At 34.7% G+C, this 20,939-nt stretch carries 17 protein-coding genes and 1 pseudogene; all 18 read right to left on the bottom strand.

Annotated elements, in window-relative coordinates:
• Positions 1-46: 46 nt before the first annotated feature.
• The 18 genes and pseudogenes from IW20_RS16500 to IW20_RS16425 all read right to left on the bottom strand — a co-directional run bounded on the left by IW20_RS16500 (position 47) and on the right by IW20_RS16425 (position 20,629).
• The gene (locus tag IW20_RS16500; RefSeq protein ID WP_035624718.1) at positions 47-961 is read right to left on the bottom strand and encodes an urea transporter; all 915 of its coding nucleotides are present in this window, start codon (positions 959-961) and stop codon (positions 47-49) included.
• Between the two features lie 76 nt (positions 962-1,037).
• On the bottom strand, positions 1,038-1,736 hold the full coding sequence (locus tag IW20_RS16495; protein ID WP_035624715.1) for an urease accessory protein UreH domain-containing protein: 699 nt from the start codon (positions 1,734-1,736) through the stop codon (positions 1,038-1,040).
• Entirely contained in the window at positions 1,733-2,533 is an 801-nt protein-coding gene (locus IW20_RS16490; protein WP_035624712.1) for an urease accessory protein UreD, read from the bottom strand. Before IW20_RS16490 ends, IW20_RS16495 begins: the two co-directional genes overlap by 4 nt.
• The gene (gene ureG / locus IW20_RS16485) at positions 2,533-3,171 is read right to left on the bottom strand and encodes an urease accessory protein UreG (RefSeq protein WP_035624996.1); all 639 of its coding nucleotides are present in this window, start codon (positions 3,169-3,171) and stop codon (positions 2,533-2,535) included. The genes IW20_RS16490 and ureG overlap by 1 nt, the downstream gene beginning before the upstream one ends.
• A 22-nt stretch (positions 3,172-3,193) precedes the next feature.
• A complete protein-coding gene (locus IW20_RS16480) occupies positions 3,194-3,883 on the bottom strand; it encodes an urease accessory protein UreF (protein ID WP_035624709.1) in 690 nt (229 codons plus the stop codon).
• On the bottom strand, positions 3,873-4,382 hold the full coding sequence (gene ureE, locus IW20_RS16475) for an urease accessory protein UreE (protein WP_035624705.1): 510 nt from the start codon (positions 4,380-4,382) through the stop codon (positions 3,873-3,875). Before ureE ends, IW20_RS16480 begins: the two co-directional genes overlap by 11 nt.
• 35 nt (positions 4,383-4,417) lie before the next feature.
• Positions 4,418-6,133 carry an urease subunit alpha gene (gene ureC / locus IW20_RS16470; protein WP_035624703.1) on the bottom strand — a complete coding sequence of 572 codons (1,716 nt, stop codon included), beginning with the start codon at positions 6,131-6,133 and terminating at the stop codon, positions 4,418-4,420.
• The gene (ureB, locus tag IW20_RS16465) at positions 6,123-6,503 is read right to left on the bottom strand and encodes an urease subunit beta (RefSeq protein WP_035624700.1); all 381 of its coding nucleotides are present in this window, start codon (positions 6,501-6,503) and stop codon (positions 6,123-6,125) included. The genes ureC and ureB overlap by 11 nt, the downstream gene beginning before the upstream one ends.
• Positions 6,504-6,520: 17 nt before the next feature.
• Positions 6,521-6,823: an urease subunit gamma gene (gene ureA, locus IW20_RS16460; RefSeq protein ID WP_035624994.1), complete on the bottom strand. Its 303-nt coding sequence runs from the start codon at positions 6,821-6,823 to the stop codon at positions 6,521-6,523.
• Between the two features lie 91 nt (positions 6,824-6,914).
• Positions 6,915-7,529 carry a hypothetical protein gene (locus IW20_RS16455; protein ID WP_035624697.1) on the bottom strand — a complete coding sequence of 205 codons (615 nt, stop codon included), beginning with the start codon at positions 7,527-7,529 and terminating at the stop codon, positions 6,915-6,917.
• A 6-nt stretch (positions 7,530-7,535) separates the two neighbouring features.
• A complete protein-coding gene (locus IW20_RS25425) occupies positions 7,536-8,048 on the bottom strand; it encodes an AHH domain-containing protein (RefSeq protein ID WP_051885823.1) in 513 nt (170 codons plus the stop codon).
• Positions 8,049-8,394: 346 nt separating this feature from the next.
• Positions 8,395-8,520, bottom strand: coding sequence for a hypothetical protein (locus tag IW20_RS26865; RefSeq protein WP_262488119.1), 126 nt, complete (start codon positions 8,518-8,520; stop codon positions 8,395-8,397).
• A gap of 238 nt (positions 8,521-8,758) precedes the next feature.
• Positions 8,759-9,208 (bottom strand): DUF4304 domain-containing protein, encoded by a 450-nt coding sequence (locus IW20_RS16445; RefSeq protein ID WP_035624694.1) that lies wholly within the window; start codon positions 9,206-9,208, stop codon positions 8,759-8,761.
• 13 nt (positions 9,209-9,221) lie between these two features.
• A pseudogene (locus tag IW20_RS25790) lies at positions 9,222-9,368 on the bottom strand (hypothetical protein); the annotation flags it as partial.
• Between the two features lie 34 nt (positions 9,369-9,402).
• The gene (locus IW20_RS16440) at positions 9,403-10,131 is read right to left on the bottom strand and encodes a DUF4262 domain-containing protein (protein ID WP_035624692.1); all 729 of its coding nucleotides are present in this window, start codon (positions 10,129-10,131) and stop codon (positions 9,403-9,405) included.
• The gene (locus IW20_RS26910) at positions 10,131-15,686 is read right to left on the bottom strand and encodes a DUF6443 domain-containing protein (protein ID WP_051885821.1); all 5,556 of its coding nucleotides are present in this window, start codon (positions 15,684-15,686) and stop codon (positions 10,131-10,133) included. Before IW20_RS26910 ends, IW20_RS16440 begins: the two co-directional genes overlap by 1 nt.
• Before the next feature lie 10 nt (positions 15,687-15,696).
• On the bottom strand, positions 15,697-18,963 hold the full coding sequence (locus IW20_RS16430) for an RHS repeat domain-containing protein (protein ID WP_123869411.1): 3,267 nt from the start codon (positions 18,961-18,963) through the stop codon (positions 15,697-15,699).
• A gap of 10 nt (positions 18,964-18,973) precedes the next feature.
• The gene (locus IW20_RS16425) at positions 18,974-20,629 is read right to left on the bottom strand and encodes a T9SS type A sorting domain-containing protein (RefSeq protein WP_035624688.1); all 1,656 of its coding nucleotides are present in this window, start codon (positions 20,627-20,629) and stop codon (positions 18,974-18,976) included.
• Between the last annotated feature and the right edge of the window lie 310 nt (positions 20,630-20,939).

The raw sequence follows: 20,939 nt of genomic DNA, 5'->3' as shown, positions 1-20,939 counted from the left end.
ATGAAATAAATAATGACTACTTCCAATTTATATAATAATCAAAAAATTAATTCTCCAGTTTAGCTAAAAACTTATTTTTTGAAACAAATTTTTTGAGAGGCAAAACCAAGCAAGTTGCCAAAACAAAAGGTAGTGTAAATGCACCACCGGCATTTTGAAGAACTTCAATTTTAGCATTTACCAATCCTATATTAATCATTACACAAATTACTACTGATATTAAAACCAGAGCACCATCTATTTTTTTGTTTCCAGCAAAAACGATCGCGCATAATACTGCATTAAAACTAAATAACCCCATGTGTACATCGTTAATAGGTTCATGCCCATGAAATGAAATTGCAGAACTAACTGCCGAACCTAGCAACCCATATAAAGCTGCAATGGGCGAACTGATATAAACGCCAACAAAGAAAAGAAGTCCAGCCCAGATGTTTGCCTGAAAAATAACTTCTCCAAATCCATTTACTTCAGATGTAAAAGTATCGATATTAGATAAATCGGGAACTTTCATAAATGCTTCGGATGGAGGAATATTCGAAAAGTGATGCAGTAAAGTTACCAAGACCCACGTAACAAAAATAAAGGGGAAGGTAAAAACGGGAATTTTTCTTTTGATGAAAAAATGTTGAAGCATTGCAGCAGCAATAGATCCCACGATTACAAGTAGCCAAATGATAATTTCATTCTTAAATAAAAAGACTAATGCAACTCCTACTAAAGAGGCACTGAATCCGTATAAACCCATGCTGATTTCCTCTTTGTCATATTTTAAAACCTTGGCAGTAAGCGTACCAGTTAAAGAGGCAAGAAGTACTGCAATACCCATTGATGCTGATCCTATAAAAAGACCAATGGTAAAAAGCAATCCTGTATAGATGTTTTCTTGCAGCATTATTTGCCCAATACCTTTTAAAACTTCACTTAAAAAAGGAAATTTTTGTTCTATTATTTTGTTCATTTTTTCTTTTTTTAATCTAATTAACAGATTTTTGTTTGCTATAAAAAGTATTATTTATTTAGAGAACCGTAATTGTTTACCAGCCTAAAAAGACCATCCCAAAAGCGCAAGTTGTAATTACAAAACCACCTATTGCGTTAGAATAACGTTCTAGTTTTTCGGTTTGGATAAGACTATATCCATAACGACCTAAGACCACCATAAGTAGCATAGTTAGTACGGTAGAGACAGTAAAAACACTAATAAGTACAACAATTTCAGTAACAGATCGATGTGTTCCTGAGAAAAAAAGTAATGGTATCAATGGCTCGCTTGGCCCCATAACAAAAATTGCAAAAAGAACAAGAGGAGTAACTTTTACTCTTTTATCAGGCATAACAATTTCGCCATGTTTGTGTTCAAAAACATAAACATCTTCACCCAGAACATCAAAATGTTTATGAGGTTTGTTTTTATAAGCTTGCCATACTCCATAGATTAAATAAATGAGTCCAAAAATCAATAAAGCCCAACCAGAAATGTTTCCGCGTATATCCTGAAACCAGCTTATTTTATTCATTTGCCAGCCTAAAAACACAGCAATAAGACCAAGAATTACAGAGCTTAAAACATGTCCGAGTCCGCAAACTATTGTTAACATATAAGTTTTAAAAGCCGACCATTTTCTGGAACGGGATAAAACAATAAAAGGCAAATAATGATCTGGTCCCGACATTGTATGTATGGAACTGATAGAAATGGCGGTGAGCGATAATGTCCATAATGTTTCTGTCATGATAAAATAGTTTCGGTTTTAAAACTCCATACTTTTTCCTGTATTTTCTGGAAGCAATTAAACATTTGTTCCCCTCCATGACCTAATAATCGTACTACAAAACCATCATTTTGTAAAGAAGAAATTCCAAATTCTAACTCCTTTTCGGTAGTCATCATCTCGTAAATTTCTTCTATAAAATCATCAGTTTTAATGTTTTTAGTATTCAGATAAACCAAAGTGCCTTGATGAGTAAATGCTTCTAGACAACCTATAGAATCTAGTGGGATTATTTGGGGGCGTAATAAAATATTGTCTTTAAAAATTAATTTTTGCTTATGAAAAACTTCTGTTTTATTCTGAAAATGAGAATATTTAAAAACCTCTCCATGATGTTTTCTTCCACAAGTAATTATTTCACCCATCATTAAATCACAATTATCTTCTATGTAAATCGTATTTGTACTTATAAATGTTGAATTTTCATGTGGTACAATCGGATGTGGTACATAAAAGAAAGAAGTGTTGGCTTCCATTTTAGCAATAAGATTTTGCGTTGCATGCCCATCCATATTAAATAAACGCTGGTAGGATTGAGACAATAGTTGCAAACGTGCATTTTCTTCTACTAGAACATCGATATAATAGTTATCACCATTTAAAATCCCGGGTGATGAACTAGTTATCATTAAGTATGCGCCACCATCCTTTTTTAATTGTCCCACAGGAACAACGCGAAAAGGAGGTGTTACATACACATCTTTCATGTAAGAGTTTCCGTCTCTACAGCCTGTTACGATGTTTAATTTAGAATCCATTAACGGTATAGCTTAGGCTCTTCGATATCTTCTAAAAGGGCATATTTTTTAATCCAACCTATAACACTATCAAGACCTTCATCAGATCTTAGGTTACTAAAAACAAATGGTTTTCCCTGACGCATTCTGCGAGCGTCATTCTCCATTACTTCCAGGCTTGCACCAACCATGGGTGCTAAGTCAATTTTATTAATAAGTAATAAATCAGAACGAGTAATTCCTGGTCCACCTTTTCTTGGAATTTTTTCACCTCCAGATACATCGATAACAAAGATTGTTACATCGGCTAAATCTGGGCTAAAGGTTGCCGAAAGGTTATCACCACCACTTTCTATCAAAATGATTTCAATATCAGGGAAGCGTTTTGCTAATTCATCTACTGCCTCTAAATTCATACTTGCGTCTTCGCGAATGGCCGTGTGAGGGCATCCACCAGTTTCTACCCCGATGATTTTTTCTTTTGGCAGCAGACTGTTTTTAGTCATAAATTCTGCATCTTCTTTAGTATAGATATCATTGGTAATTACTCCGAGATCATAACTATCCATCATTTTTCTGGAAAGTCTTTCCAAAAGTGCTGTTTTTCCAGACCCAACTGGGCCAGCAACACCTATTTTTACATATTTTCTATCTTCCATTTTAGTTCTAAATATTATTATTTTAAGACATATATAGTCTCGAATATAATCTTTCATGTTGCATTGCTCTTATATCAAAAGCAATGCTGCACATTCCGATTAGGTTTTTATCTAAGCAAAGGGTTTCTGCTACCAATTGTGCAATTTTGGGTTGAAAACGAAACATCATATCTTGTCCGTCCAATTGACTCAGCGGAACTAATTTTACACTATTGGTAATCATTCCGATACAACTATTGTAAAAAAAGGCAAACAAAGATTCTTCAAGAGGAATTTCCATTAAGCAAGCATACATTCCGAACGCAATGGCGTAATGTCCAGTTGTATCGCCTTTATAAATACTTTGCTCATACTGTAATGCAAGATCAAATTCTTTATGACGCCTGAAAATTTTAATGAATCGCAGCCCTAATTTTTGGCTGGCATCCCGCATTTCTCTGGGAGATTTTAATGCGGTACATTCCTGATCCAGAAGAATCAGGGCTTGCAAATCATTGTTTAATGTTTTTTCATAAGCCAATCGCATAAAAGAAGCATCATTGAACTTGATGTTGTATTTAAGCATGTTCTCAATGAAAACCTCTGCAGAAGGGGTATCTTTTACGATATTGTTTTGCACATAAGTTTCTAATCCATTAGAATGCGAAAATCCTCCTATGGGCAATGTTGGGTCGGCTATATGCAGTAAACTGCCTAAAAATTTATTGGTCATTCTTAGCGGCGATATTAATAATTTTACTGAATAAAGAGGTACTTCCCGAATGCCCGTGAGGCTCTACGTTTGATTTTAATAAATTCAGTAATTGATGTTCTTCTTTTGTAGGTTGGTAACCTGCAGCTTCTAGCCATCTAAACATTGGCATTTCAAAAGGCATCATTACTTTGTCATCCTGAATAAAAAGAGGCATGTGTTTATTACCAATTTCATAACATACCGTTCCCATTTGCAACATCGTAGTAGGCTTTATTACAAGAGCTTCACAAGGTTTTATATACACAACTATAGCTGTATCATTATCCTGATAAAGGATGTCGCCATCACGTAAGCGTTGTCCTTCTTTTAAGAATTTTATAGACAATTCTGTACCGCCATTGCTAGTTTTTCGCTGGATGCGTTTGGTAGATTCATACCACTCAATTTCCAGTAAATCAACCTTTAGTTTGTCTAAAGGTTGCTGGGCTGTATTACCTAATATTTCTTTAATAAGCATGTGATAACTTTTTTAATTTAGTTCGGAATGACCACTTAAAACATAAAATACAATTGAGCCAAAGGCAATTTAGTAGCAGGTTCACACGTAATATGCACACCATCTACCAATACTTTGTAATTCTCAGGATTTACTTCAATATCAGGAGTTCCGTCATTATGAATCATATTTGCTTTAGAGATGTTACGGCAGTTTCTTACTGGTAAAACCATTTTTTGTAAACCATATTCTTCCACAATTCCTTTTTCTATAGAAACTTGAGATACAAAAGTGGCACAAGTACCATACTTCGCTTTTCCGTGAGAACCAAACATTGTTCTGTAAACAATAGGTTGTGGAGTAGGGATAGAAGCATTTGGATCTCCCATTTTTGCAGCAGCAATAAATCCGCCTTTATAAATTATTTCTGGTTTTACACCAAATAAAGCAGGTTTCCAAAGCACAAAATCGGCTATTTTTCCTATTTCGATAGATCCTACATAATCGGAGATACCATGAGCAATTGCTGGGTTAATCGTGTATTTAGAGATATATCTTTTTACACGGAAATTATCATTTTCAGTATCAGGGGCTAAATATCCTCTTTGAGAACGCATTTTGCTTGCTGTTTGCCAAGTTCTGGTAACAACTTCACCTACACGACCCATAGCTTGCGAGTCAGAACTCATGATGCTAAATACTCCCATATCTTGCAAAATATCTTCGGCAGCAATAGTTTCTGGACGAATTCTTGAATCGGCGAAAGCCACATCTTCAGGAATGTTTTTACTTAAGTGATGACAAACCATTAACATATCCATGTGCTCATCTATTGTATTTACAGTAAATGGTCTTGTAGGATTTGTAGATGCTGGCAAAACATTTTTATACATTGCCGCTTTAATAATATCTGGTGCGTGACCTCCTCCAGCTCCTTCGGTATGGAAAGTATGTATAACACGACCATTAATAGCAGTCATAGTATCTTCTAGAAAACCAGCCTCGTTTAAGGTATCTGTATGTATGGCAACTTGTACATCATATTCGTCAGCTACAGTAAGTGAAGCATCAATAACTGCAGGAGTTGCTCCCCAGTCTTCATGGATTTTTAATCCTAATGCACCCGCTTCAATTTGTTCAATTAAAGGTTTAGGTGTAGAACAGTTTCCTTTTCCGAAAAAACCTAAATTCATTGGATATTCTTCTGCAGCCTGAAGCATTTTTTCAAGATTCCATTTTCCAGGCGTAATTGTTGTAGCATTGGTTCCGTCATTTGGTCCAGTACCTCCACCAATCATTGTAGTAATACCGCTATACAAAGCAGTTTCTATTTGTTGCGGACAAATAAAATGAATGTGAGTATCGATTCCACCAGCAGTAAGAATATATCCGCTACCACCATGAACTTCGGTAGATGCGCTAATGATAAGGTTAGAGTCTACACCATCCATAATGTCTGGATTTCCTGCTTTACCAATACCTACGATTTTACCATCACGAACACCCACATCGGCTTTAATAATTCCCCAGTGATCAATGATGATAACACCTGTAATACAAAGGTCTAATGAACCTTGCTCACGTATAGAGGTTGTAGATTGTCCCATACCATCACGTACAGTTTTTCCTCCTCCAAAAATTACTTCGTCACCATATACTGCATAATCTTTTTCGATTTCTATTATTAAATCGGTATCTCCTAATCTAATTTTGTCTCCAGTTGTTGGTCCTGCTAGATTAGCATATTTATCTCTACTTATATTAAGACTCATTTGATGTATTTTTAAAATTTAATTGCTCTGCTAATTTTAATGCCATGTCTTTATTATGTGATGAATTGGCATCACCATTTACAAGATTATTTAGTCCCATAATTCTGCGATTACCACCAATTTTTACAAGACTAACCTCTTTTTCTTCGCCTGGTTCAAAACGAACCGCAGTGCCAGATGGAATGTTTAAACGCATACAGAATGCTTTTTCTCTGTTAAATTCCATTGCTCTGTTTACTTCAAAAAAATGAAAATGCGAACCTATCTGTATTGGTCTGTCTCCTGTATTAATGACTTTTATGCTAGTTGTTTCACGACCTTCATTTAAGACGATATCGCCTTCTTTTATGAATATTTCTCCTGGTATCATTTTTTGTTTTTTTTTAGTTAACGAATTGGATTGTGAACAGTTACCAGCTTAGTTCCGTCTGGGAAAGTCGCTTCTACCTGTATGTCATGAATCATCTCTGGGACTCCTGGCATTACATCGTCTCGTGTTAGTACTTTGGCACCACTTTGCATAAGTTCTGCAACAGTATTACCATCTCTGGCACCTTCCATAACATAAGCAGTTATGATGGCAATAGTTTCGGGATAATTAAGTTTTAATCCTCTTGCTTTTCTTTTTAAAGCGACCTCGGACGCTAAAAAGACCAATAATTTCTCGGTCTCTCTGGGAGTTAAGTGCATATTTTTTGTTTTTAAATTGTTTAAAGAATACAATGATTTGCTCTCGAAACATAGATGTATCGAAAGTAAAAAGGTGAAAAATAAATAGGTACTATGGTATTTTTATTGCGTGGTATTGTATGAATAAAGGCAAATGAAAATGCCTACTGTTTTGACTCTTTTTTAGAAGTGAAAATCTATTGTCAAATGAATTTATTTGTAAGTAAACCTGAATCTTATTAGGTATAAAATAGTGGTTTTCTATATCTGAATCCTCACTGGAAAATGCCGAATCAATATCATTATTTATTGCAGAAAGTTTTTTTTTAATTGAGATTTCCTTTTTGCAATTATCTTTTAATTGGGTAATATTATTTGCTATTTTCACTTCAAAAGTTGTATATCTTCCAATATTAAATTCTTTAAGAATATTAATAAATTTATCACTATACAACTCGTTCAAAAAAGTAATATTTGGCGTATACCCCATAATATCTGTAAGTATCGCATTTTTAAGTAATTTAGCAGGAACTGAAGGGATTTTAATAGAATTTACTTCATCTTGTCTTTTCCAAAAATGACTATTTTCGTAATCAAAAAAATCTAAAAAGAATCTGAATTTTTCATCTTTTTCAATTGCATTTTCATTAATCTCTACTTGATAAATTCCATTTTTTACCCCTACAATTTTTGGGTCAGCAGTTATTCCTATCTGATAATACTTCATTTTTATTTACGGATTAAATTTTCTAAAATATTCATTTAATTTCTCTCCTGATTCAAGTGCTTCATCTATCATACCTCTTAAATTTCCTTGTAATGATTCGATCGAACCTGAAGATAAAGCGCCTCTACTTTTTAAATCCCCTATAGCTTTACCAACATAAATATTGTATTGTGGGTGATTCCCATGAAATGGGACAGGCAAACTCATTAGGTTTTTAATGCCATCGCGTTTCATAATCTTACTTAAGTCTTTCTTAAATTCTTTAAAAACAGCTTTTGGTACAAGATGATGACTTTGTTTTATTGTTGTCGAAGCTATTCCTAGTACAGGAACCATTGCTGCCAAGCTTAGTGCAGCCCCACTATAATTACCTCTTAATGTTGATATACCAGCATTAGTAAAATCAACAGGTTCTCCAATAACAGGGATTGTACCTAAATAATCTAATCCATCTTGAAATTCATCAAATTTTTTACTGTATTGTTTATCTCTCCAGCCTTGGTAATACTCTCCATGCATATATGCATTTCCCCTGATTCTATCTCCATTTCTACTATCTCCAATACCGAGAATAATAGTAACCTCAGGTAAAACTTCACTATTTCCGCTACCTTCATGGTATTCTCCTCCATTATTAATGTATCCATTACTTCCCTTTTTATCAAAATTACCTGCTCCATCATTAGTCCAAACTGTAGACGAATTATTAGCACTATTTTGAAGTAATGAATTTACAAAACTTTGAGAAAGTAATCTACTTGGATCAGATTATGTGATTCGCTTTGTGGGCACGGAAAACATTTCCGCGCTATCGTTGCGCATATCCGAGCGGTCGGGTTTTAACAACGTTAGCAGCATTTTTTTTTTAGCTCTCACGAACATTTCCCAAATGGTCCGTATAATTAAATACACAACTGTAGTTATTTGCTCCATTTACAAGCGTATTTTTCACATACCCTTCGGCTGTTGGAAAATACTGTAACGTAGGCATTAATGGAACTTCTTGATTTACCGACTATCTTCTCAATGCATTATTCCTATTTACTCCAGCAGGCGAATTATTAGGAACATTCTACTCAATAATGAAACCTCGCCATTTCTGACGAGGTTTTATTGGTTTATGTGATTATCATTGAGGGCACGGAAAAGATTTCCGCGCTATCGTTGTGCATATCCGAGCGATCGGGTTTATTAAGAGCGTATGCAAATGACGACTTTCAAAAATTAACCTATTTAACTCTTAAATCAAAATATTTAAGTACGAAAGGAGGAATTGTATACAAATGCTCTCTTGCTTTTAAGATTCTTAAAATATCTTCCTCCTTTGAAATAAATTTGATTTCTTCTACTATTTTAGAATTAATAATGTTTCCCAATAATACCAATCTTTTTTCTGAATCAATATCATTTTCTAAATTTAGTAAATCTGTTATTAATTCTTGTTCGCTTTTATCTTTTGAGGCTAATCGGTTATCAACATGATAAGTAAAATTATCTAGAGGCAAACTATTTAAAACATATCCATAATTTATGTAATAAGAATTACTGTATTGAGACTTTTGAAGATTAACAATCTTATTAATTATATTACCATTTGACACCCAATTGTTGCCTTTTCTTTTAAAATCTAATGGAAGGAATATTTCATCAAGAAATTTAACTAAATCTTTTTTATTCATTTTTTATTATTTTTTAATAAGTATCTAAAACCGTCTTCCAAACTGTACCTGGGTAAGCTTCCTCAAAAGCTGCTTTATAATTAGTTAATTGCTTTTTGCCTGCTTTCATAGCTCTAGGATTAAAAGGCTTTAGTTCATAAATTGTTTTAGTACTAAAATCAACAAAATCTGGTTTTCATCATGAGTACAGCAACTTATCCCCACGCATTCCATTCTAATGAATCATCTTCACGCCATAATCCTTTTCCAACTTTAACATTTAATGCCTCAATAAGGGTGGCGTCAATTCCTAAAAGAACACCAAACGGGACTATTTTTATATTAGCTTTGTCAATTTCATCACTATTTTCTGTAAACATTTCCCATTCATCTTCTTCCCACCTCATTAGTTCTGTAATTTTTTCTCCAAATAGTGCCTCAGTATTAGTAAAAACTAATGTTCCTTCAGCTATAGGATAAGTCCATTCATTAATTAACCACTGCCAAATTTTATTCCTTTCAGCATTGAATTCAATGGACATATCTGGAACATCTAGAGTCTTGTTCTTTTGATCAGGTATGATTTGTAAAACAATTATTTTTTTTCCCTTATAATAATCTACTATACCATCTAACATTAATGAAATCCATGACTCATTAACTTTTGAAAGTGTATAAGACTTTAAGTCCTCGAGTCTAAAAGTCTTGTTTTCCCAATCCGAATCAATTTTTAGCTTTTCGATTATATTTTTTATAATCTCAGAGACTTCCTTTAGGTTAAATATTTCACCTCCTGCAAAGACTAGTTCAAAGCCAACAGTATCTTCAAGACCAATTGAATAAGAATACCTTGGTAACGCACTTTTACCAGCAACAGTAGTAACATGATACCCTAAATTTTTAATATGAGAGTCAATGATTAATTTAAATTCTTCTTTTTCCATTATTTATGAATTGTTTTATGACAGTCTTTACACAAAATGGTAGTGTTTTCTTTTGTCGTTTTCCCACCATCTGCATGTCTTTTAGTATGATGGGCATCAGCTGTTGTAGTTGTTACTTCTTTATTACATCCTTCACATGTGCCCCCTCTTTCTTTAATGGCTTCTGTTTTTTCTTTTTTTGTTAAAGTTCGTTTTGGATCTCTATCTGCTCTAGCTACTGATCCCTTTCCTTTACCAGGTTTTGGTAATGTATTTTCACTTGCTTTAGCAGCTTTGGTTTCAACTTTAGTTAATCGCTCAACAACTTCATTATCAGCTTTAGTATTCTTTCCTTTTGAAACAATAACAATTGCCAAACTTGTGGCAAATTGAAAATTTTCAGAAGCTTCTTTAGAAACATCGCTACCCGAAATTTGTTTCCCTAGCCATTGTAGACCTGCTGTCACAAGTTCATCCAATCCTTGTCCTGGATAACCACCAGTAGATGCTACGGGTCTATCAAGACTTTTTACAGCTTCTGCGGATACACCTGATTTTTTCTTTTCAGGTGGATCATTTTCACCTAATCTATCCTGTGGTGCATTTCCATCCGGATCTATGTGTCTAACTGGATCATTATATGTGTATACATATGGAGAATATTCTGCAAACTCTTCTGATAAAGCATCTAGGTTAATCCAACGCCCTAATGCAGGGTCATAATTACGTGCTCCATAATCATAAACATTTAAGTCTAATTCGGTCTGTAATTCCTTCCCATTATACTTTCGTAAATAATCGGGTTGTAAATTCACGCTATTATACCCTTGATGTTTTAAACCAAAAGGATAATAATTACTTTCTTCAAGAATTTCAAGAACGTTTTGAGCATTCTTTTGGTAGCTCACACGAACATTTCCTAAATGATCGGTATAATTAAATATATAATTATAGCTGTTTGTTCCATTTACAAAGGTATTTTTTACATACCCCTCTGCCGTAGGGAAAAATTGTAACGTAGGCGTAGATGGAACTTCTTGATTAACGAGTTGTCCCCTTAACGCATTATTCCTATTGTTTTCTATAGGCGGAGGATCTGTACCATCAATAGGAGGGTCTTTAGGACCTTGCGGATCATCAGGTGTAGGAAAATCTCCTCCGCCTTGATTTTCTCTATAGTAGTACTGAAACCCTCCCAAGTAATTGGTGTAGGTTGTAGTCGTTCCCTCCGTAACAATTTTTTCTAGCTTTTGCCCTGCTGCGTTGTAAATATAAGCAATTGAATTTCCAGTTCCAAAAGTTATTTGGGTTGGCAAATTAAGATGATTATAGCGTATTTCGGTAATATTTTTATTTTCATCTTTGATCAAATTACCATTAGTATCATAGGCATAATCATCCGAACTATCATTGTAACCATTGCTATCATCCTTAAATCCTTGCGGAGAATTAGATGTATCGCTTACTTTCATCAACTGGTTTGAGTTGTCAGTATAAAAATAGCCTAAGTTATCCATGTCTCCAGCATAAGGATTGCTTGATACTCCAGCCATGAACTTACGTTGTAGTCGGATAATGTTTCCGTTTTTATCATAATCCAGATTCTCTCCAAAATAATTCTTGTTATCTGTAAGATTTGGAGTTTGATAGGTAGCGTCTTTTAAACGGTTTAGTTGGTCGTATTTATACCCATACCCTCGTGTAACCCCTGTCATATCATTTCCAGTTATCCAGGAAGTTTCTGCAATATTACCGTTATACAGTTTTTGAGCGACTCCTGCATCCCAATCAACCTTATTATAATTAATCTTAAAAGCAAATAAATCTTTTGAATCTGTATCTTGCTGTAGATTATCCGTTTTATTTATTCCGGTAAGCCAGCCTCTTATGTTATAACTATAATCAATTTTTTGAAGAGGATTTTCAGTGCTTTCACCTACTTTTTTTGCTTTAAGCTGCCCTAAATCATCATAAATATTCTCAGCTAGGAGTTGTACTGCACCTCCATTAATTTGATGGGTATGAGTCAGTAAGCGGTCTTGTGCTGAATACGTGAATTCTTCTCTTATTGTAAGCTCTACGTCTCCTGTCGTACGCTTGTGTTTGGTTATGGTATATAATGCTTTTCCTGAAAAATCCAGTTTACTATCTGTACTCGTATATCCCCCTTGATAATTTTGAGAATAGTTGCGTATTGGCCTAGCTTTACTGTCATAAAAAGTACTTGTAGTTTCTCCCGAAATTGTAGAAGCCAATATAAGTGCTCTTACCCAGCTACCTGTTGCCAATCCTTTAGCATTAGATAAAACTGCTTGCCCTTCAATACTTGTAGCAACAGTTGATACATTAGGATAGTTATAAGTATCATAATAGTTTACTGTTAAAAGCTTGAAACTTGTTGGTGAAGTAAGATTACTATAATTAGCAGCAACTCCATCAATTGTGCCTGAAGTTTGCTTAGTTTCGAATAATAGTGTAGCTGAATTTTGTGCATCCTGCATGGTTTTTCTGCTCGAACTGTTTGAGGTTGAATTTAGCCATCCAGTATAAACAGGTCTACCAAAAGCATCGTATTTCGTAATTAACCAACCGATTGTTGTTTCTCCTTTAAAAGGTGAATTGGCTGGACCTGTAGCCACGGGGCGATCCAGTTTATCATACACAATAAACTCCCATTGCTTTTCTGGTAGTTTCTTCTCGACCAAACGGTTACGATAATCATATTTATATTGATAACACAATCCATTTAAAACTTCGTTACTAATAGCTCCATCGGCTTTTGGAGGGATTACATACGTTAGATTTCCGTAATCGTCATAAACATAATACGTATCGTGTTTTTGTTGCGATTCATAGGTTCTCTTTAAAATTACCTTACCTTCTCTATCTTTAAATTCTACGGTACTTCCCGAAGTTTCAGAAGGATTAGCCGATGAATTCTCATCATAAGTTACCGTCTTGGATAACTCATTAGCATCGTAATAGCCATTTTCCGAAAAAGAAATATCAAATATTCCTGCTGAAGCATTCCAACTTGTAGCTGCTTTATATAATTTTACTTCACTGCCTGAATTCGTTTGGTAATCCAATTTAATTTCATGTCCTCCATTCATAGCCCAATCTGTTCCTGGAGCAGCCTGTTTTAAAATTCTGCTAAGTGGAGACGATTCTAGTTCCTTTTCAGAAAAAGGATTTGCTGTATTTTCATATTTTTCTGTACTATAAAAATTTATGGTATTTACTTTTGCATTTGCTTCATAAGCCATATTTACTGATGTTGCTGCATAAGGCAGGTATTCCTGTGTTTGTCGTCCAAAATCATCGTAACCTATATGTGTTATAATGTCTTTACCCGAATTCGATTGTTGATTAGCAATTTGTTGTATGGGTCTGCCCAATCCATCAAAATAAGTAATACTAGTTTGAGCTTGATTTGGTGATGGATTCGATAAAACAGTTTTAACTGGCTCTTTGTAATTTGTCGTTATGACATAATTATGATCTGATGAAGGATTTTTAATACTAGAGCAATCTGGATCTGAGCCATAAAGCAATGGACAATTATCGGAGAAATTATCTACATAATTCCCAGCCGGTTTGGCACATTGTTGCACAAAATTAGACGGATCTCCTAAACCATCTCCTTCATTGTCTGCATACCATTTTGTATTGGGATTTATCAGTGTAGCTCTATCATCGCAATCTGAAGCATTGGCAACATAACCTATGGGTTGAATACTATAATACAGACTAACATTTAGATTCCCAAAGGTATCTTTGTCAAAATCCTCATAAAATGTTTGCGGAGGAATATTAGTAATATTTCCAGTTCTATCATTATAGTCTGAATTATTGGCTACATATCCAGTCGGTTGAACACTACGATATACACTTACATTAGGATTCCCAAAGGTATCTTTGTCAAAATCCTCATAAAAAGTTTGTGGAGCAATATTAGTAATAAACCCATCTCTATCATCATAATCAGAATTGTTTAGTACATATCCAGTAGGCTGAATACTGTAATACACGCTTACATTTGGATTCCCAAAAGTATCTTTATCAAAGTCTTCATAAAAAGTTCGCGGAGGAATATTAATAATATTTCCTGTCCTATCATCATAATCGGAATTATTGGTTACATACCCATCTGGCAGATGACTACAGCTCACACTCACATTAGGATTCCCATAAGTATCTTTATCAAAATCTTCATAAAAAGTTTGTGGAGGAGTATTAGTGATACATCTTGACTCATCATCATAATCACTGGCATTGTCTACATAATTAGCAGGTGGAATACATCTGGCTATTGTAGTTGTGCTTCGTCCGTAACCATCTCCGTCTTTGTCATAGTACCAAGTCCTAACGTACTTATATGTCGGGTTATAATCATCACAATCGTCGAAATTTTGAACATACCTATCTGGTTTTGTACAACTTTGGATAAATGTAGATGCATCGCCTGCACCATCTCCATCATTATCATAATACCAAATATTATCAGGATGTATTGCTACATTTCCATCATCACAATCCCCATATTTATCGGTATAACCCTCAGGTCTTGTACAATTCAATACAAAATTAGCAGTCACACCAAATCCATCACCATCCACATCGCGATACCATATTGTATATTTATCTATTTCTCGATTATCATCATCACAATCGCCGCCTCTTCTAACATATTTACGAGGTGCAGCACATCCTCTAACGGTTATATTATCGTTTCCACCTCCATCGTCATCGTTATCATAGTACCAAACGGTGTCAGGATTTAAATCTGTAGCTGCATCATTACAATCATTTCCATTATCTACATAATCTGTAGGTTGGATACAGCTTACTACCGTTACTGCGCGGTTTCCAAAACTATCGTGATCTCCATCAAAATACCAAACGGTCTTAGGATTTATTAATTTTTCTCTATCATTACAATCTGAATTATTGGTTACGTAACCATCAGGCATTACACTACAATATATTGTTTCAATAGCACTACCATAAGTATCCTTATCGAAATCTCTGTAAAAAATCTGTGGTGTAATATTGGTAATGCATCCATTACCATCATCAAGATCCCATGGATTTAAAACATAGTCTGCTGGTTGTAAACAACTGGTTGTTGTAATTAATCGGTTACCAAAACTATCGTGATCACCATCAAAATACCAAACCGTAGTAGGTTTTATAGCGCCATTATTATCATTACAATCCTCATTATTGGTTACATAGCCAGGTGGTTGTAAAGTATAAAACACACTGGAATTGGGATTCCCGTAAGTATCACCATCTATATCCTGATAAAAATATTGGGTAGGAGGCCTATTGGTAATATATTGATTGTTATCATCTAAATCATTACCCTGAGACACATATCCCTCCATTGGTTCGGTACTCATATAATATTTAGCGGGATCTCCATATCCATCTTCATCTACGTCTCTATACATTTTAACAGGTCGGTCACCGCCTCCGCCTCCGCCTGGGGGAGCAGCTCTAAGACTTCTATCCTGTGCATATGCAAATGAAACAATTGATAGTAATAAGAAACTGTATATATATTTTTTCATCGCTCTCCTACTAGTTTTTATAATGATATTGGTTTTCTGATAAAATGTTTCCCTGACTGTCTTTTACTACTTTCAAACGATTAAATTCGTCATATTCATAATAGGTAGTTAATCCTTTAGGATCGGTTACAGTACTTACTCCTATTAATGGTTTATAAGTATAGGTGGTAATCATTGCATTGGGTAAATTATTTCTAAAGGTGTTCTCGTTTGTTGCGTATGCTGCACTTGCCTGATCGTAGGTTGCATTTTCAACCTTAGCAATGGGTTTTGTTTTATTATATCCCCAAATAATTGCTACTGGTGTACCATCCTCTAAAGTGTATTGGAGTATATTCCCTACATCGTCATACTTATCGTAAGTAATTTTTTTCTCTAATGAATTTGCTGTAGAAAGGGAATTAGGAAATTTGGCAGCATAGATAAATTTTGGTAGCAACAAATTACCTGTTGTGGCATCCTTTGCATATTCCGTTTTTTGTTCTGATTGTTTTATGCCACTTCTAAAAATTTCTGTTTTCAGTGGCGTATCAATTCTATTAGTTGTGATCATCTCAGAAACAAAAGGTTCGGTACTTAAATCCTGAGGATAATAATACTTGGTTTCCAGATTTTCTTTTAAGGAAGATTTGGTACTTTGTGAAGTCAGCTGAAGATGAACAGGATTGTTATATACATAATTCGTAACAGTTGTTATAGGATTCCCTCCCATAGGATCATATTTTATGGATAGGGATGATTCCATATAAAACCAGTATGCTATTGTTTTATATTCTGCTATACTCAAATTATCAACAGATGTAACATCGGCGCAGAGTTCTTCAAAATCTTTTCTAACTGTATACCCCTTTATCTCCTTATTATAAGAAGGATCTAACTTGTACATATTTTCATTCTCGGCTACAACTATAAACGGAGCACCTGCAACTTTTTTCTTTAATACCTTTGATTTTCTTTCCAAGCCGTTATCCCATCCAGTATTAGTAAGCGGCGCGCTTTTAAGTTCGCTTCCTAAAATAGGATTACTAAAATAGTCTCTATGAACAATAAATTCTTTCATTTCTCCACCATTTTCAAAAGCATCACCACCTTCACTAACAGTTACATACTTATAAAAACAATTGCTGCTACCGGTATCAAATAAAGAAATTAAACTACTGGAGCTAATTGTAAGATTGCTATTGTTTACAAAAGCACATGCTACTCCCATTTGTCCATCTGATATTGGGCACCTAGTCCTTTGAGTAGATATATCCGCATAAAAAGGAGTTCTCCCTTTATCTCCCGAAGAATGATTAATATCATTCATATTAGCATAGTAATAGCGTTTGTAATTCGCTTTAGCCAATGGTTCAGCAAAATCCTTAGTAGCTTTAATTCGTACACCTCCTGTTTCTATATTTGTATTTGTCGTTACTGAAGTGGTAGCATAATAGCTAATATCTGCCCTTGCTGAAGCTTTGATTCCATCTTTAGAAAGATGAAGTGTATATGTCTTACCCGCTTTTGCATTAAAATAAAATTGATTGTCTACAACATGATGATCACCATTACTGGCTGTTATAAAAACAAAACCATCATCATGAGTAAAATCACCGTGATCAGTCTCTTCATAAAATCTAGGGCAATCTTCTGAAGGATCTATGCAGGTTATTTGCATTGCGGCACTATAATGTCCTGTATTTCCAGGGTCTGGTATTAAGTTACCATACTGATCATAACGAGGTTCTTGTTCACTTACATAAACAACTCTACCCATAAGCTTAATTTTTTGATCAATAGGTGAAGTGATATTTATAGTTTTTGCTTCATGGTTTGTTTCTGTTTCGTCTTTTTCTAAGGTTAGTGTCGTTTTTTTAGGATAAGTTGTTTTCTCTCCCCAATAGGTATTGCTCTCATAATCAAATTCGGTATATCCTTTGGTAGGATAAATAATTTTATTAAGCAGTCCTATTTTAGCAAGATTTCCATCAGGTTCTTTATCAGCTCCATTGTACTCTATATTGTCTAAGCCTATACCAAAATCTTTTATGTTTTTAGGCACTAAATTGGTATTTTCCTTACCATTATAATACCCCCAGTGGTCCTGACTTGTAGAGAGTCTTCTAGGAAAACCAGCTTGATTTATATACTCAAATGAATATTTTTTACTTGGATCGTTGAACGTGATATTTTGCAAAAAAATACGTTCGTTAGCAGTTTTTAAATAATTGAAGTTTATTTTTTCAATCACAAGCCCATCGGCATTGTATTGGATAATGGTTTCGATTTTGCTATTTCCATTAACTTCCTCATTAATCCCCGAAGCAGTATAAGCAAAAGTTACATAGCCATCACTACTATTATTACTGCTTATTTTGTTTACTCGTTTCCCAATAACTTTCATATTATACGATACAATACCACTAAGAGTTGGAGCACTACTGTATGGAGAACTACCCTCACAACTATTTTGCGTTCTTGGATATGACATAGTGAGTGTTTGAGAATTGGAAGCCGTATAATCCATATTCGCGCCGTCATAAATAAGATAAATCTCTGATCCGTTTGGGTGTACTATCTTGCTTAAATACCAAGCTGTTACACTGGCATTAATTACTGAATGTCCCTCTCCCTGACTTCTAAAAGAAGTTGTTTCCTTATCGGTAAAATAATATTTAACTCCATTGGTGGTGGTTAATAAGAAATCGCTATTATTATTATTGATTCTTTCTATTTTAATTTTTTGATTGTTTATTAAAACTGGTATATTATTTTTATCATATACAAATTTCCCTGAGTTACCATTAAAATTAAAAGAATATAAATCTTTTTCTGTATCGGCATTTCCTTGTCCAGCAGCTCTATAAAATGCAACTCTTTCGGCATTGGTTGCATTAGGCATATCATCTGGAGGATAAATCATCGTTTGTGTATCATCATTTTTATCTCTTACGGTTCGGGTAATAACGCCTCCGAAATTAAGGTTCCAACCCAATCCCACATTCGAAGCAACTTCATCCACCTTGATTCCGTTAGATCCATAAAAAAGCGACATAGGAGATTCTAAATCTTTTGTTTTAAAACTGATCAATGGAACTGATATGTTTGCTGTTCCGGTAAACATTCCAACGGGAACATTACCATATTTACCTAATTCCCCTGCTACAGGCGATGGTGGCGTTATATTAGGCATGAATTTACTATCATCTGACTGTGCTACACTATGTAAGGTTGTAAAAATGAGCAACAAGAAAAATAGATGTTTAATCCTGTTGTTTGTATATATTGTATTCATTATAGTTCTTTTAATTTTTTCCTCTTCTTATTACTTTCACACCATCGCTCTGTACATTAGTTTTTATGTTTATCACATAAATACCTTCGGGATAACGGCTTAAATCTACAGGAACAGTTCGTTCTGTAATACTAAATTGTTGTAGGATGCGACCCGCCATGTCTACAACCGTAGCAGTACCAGTCTCATATTCATATCCTATAATAATATTGGTAAATGTTACAACTGGATTAGGAATGGCTTCTACACTTGTTTTAACTTTTTCAAGTTTGGTTTTATCTTTTAGTTTGACCACCCAAAAGTCATTGCCGCCTATACTTCCGTTTTTATCCTTAGATGCGCTTGAATTTGAAGTTCCTGCCATAAGATATCCGCCGTCACGGGTTTCTATCAGTTTGCGAAGAATATCTTCTCCTGCACTTCCTACTGTTTTCTTCCAAAGTTCTTCGCCTTTATCATCTATTTTTAAAGCGATATAATCATTGATGCCTTCCTTATCTTTATCTATCAAACCAGTTACTTTACCGACAAGCCCTTCTTTAGTAGATTTTTTTTCGCTTTGGGCATAACCGCCAATCAAATAGGTATTGTCTTTATTTTCAACCAATGATGTTAAGATATCTACTTTGCCAAAATCGTAGGTTTTACTCCAGATCACTTCTCCTTTTTCATCCAGTCTTAATACCCAATAATCCGTGCCATTCCCAACTGTGCCTCCTAAAGTCGTTAGTGGTTGGGTACTATTAGAGTTTCCTCCCGCTATATACCCTCCATCAGCTGTTTGATGAATTACATACAATTGATCATCACCATTGCTACCATAGGTATTTTGCCATTCTATAACTCCAGTGTCATTGATCTTAATGACCCAGTAATCTCCAATCCCTTTATTAGGTGCAGTTTTGTCTCCTGATTGTGGCGAATTAGAATATCCTCCTAAAATGTATCCTCCATCTTGAGTTTGCTCCATACTTCTTAATAAATCGGCATATTGCCCCCCGTAGGTTTTTTGCCACTCTACCACTCCGGCTTTATCCAATTTCACAATCCAATAATCCATGTTTCCACGACTTTTCTCAGACTTAGCATATATATCAATTTTAATATCTTGAGGCAAAGATTTTGAAGTTGTTAATGCCGGACTCGAGCTTGATGAACCTCCAAGCATGTACCCACCATCTTTAGTCTGGAAGGCACACAACAGTTCATTCTGCCCGCTACCGCCAATAGTTCGTTGCCATAGCTCTTCGCCTTTGGCATCTAGTTTTATTACCCAAAAATCGCTAATCCCTTTGCAAGGATCTTTCTTTTGGAAATCATTTGGGGAGCTAGAAGTTCCAGCAAGAATAAAACCGCCGTCTCTGGTGTTTTTTATGCTTTGTAGTAAATCAAAACCGCTTCCTCCAATGCTTTTTTGCCAATCGAGGTCGCCTTTTTCATCCATTTTCCAAATCCAATAGTCCAAATCACCATGATTATTATCGGTTTTGTTTCCTGTTTTATCAGACAAAGAACTGCCTGCCAATATAAAACCATAATCGGCTGTAGGTTGCGCATCAAAAAGATAATCGGCATGTTTGCCTCCATACGATTTTTCCCAAAGGATGTCTTGGGAGTGCATGAATAGAGGATAAAAAAATATAAATAGTAAGTAGCTTTTTTTCATATATAGGATAGCATTTTAAGAAAACAAGTTGTGTTTTTCTTCATTAAAAGGTTAAATAGATATAATTTGCGCAATGATAGGCTCTCTTTGCTCCATATACAATACCCACTTTTAGTGATTTTAAAAGTTAAATTGTCGACTAAACACATAAATTGTCGTTTAAGTGCAAATGACATAGAATTGTATAAATAGTGATGTAGTTTATTCGCCACAACCTTAGTGATATAGCAAAGCACATGATTCAATTATCCTAATGTATATCTATTACTATGTAAATAGTAATACAAAGTAATAACTGGGAGGGGCGGTG

Source organism: Flavobacterium hydatis, assembly GCF_000737695.1.
Classification (GTDB): Bacteria; Bacteroidota; Bacteroidia; order Flavobacteriales; family Flavobacteriaceae; genus Flavobacterium; species Flavobacterium hydatis.
This window is presented reverse-complemented; position numbering and strand designations above follow the sequence as displayed.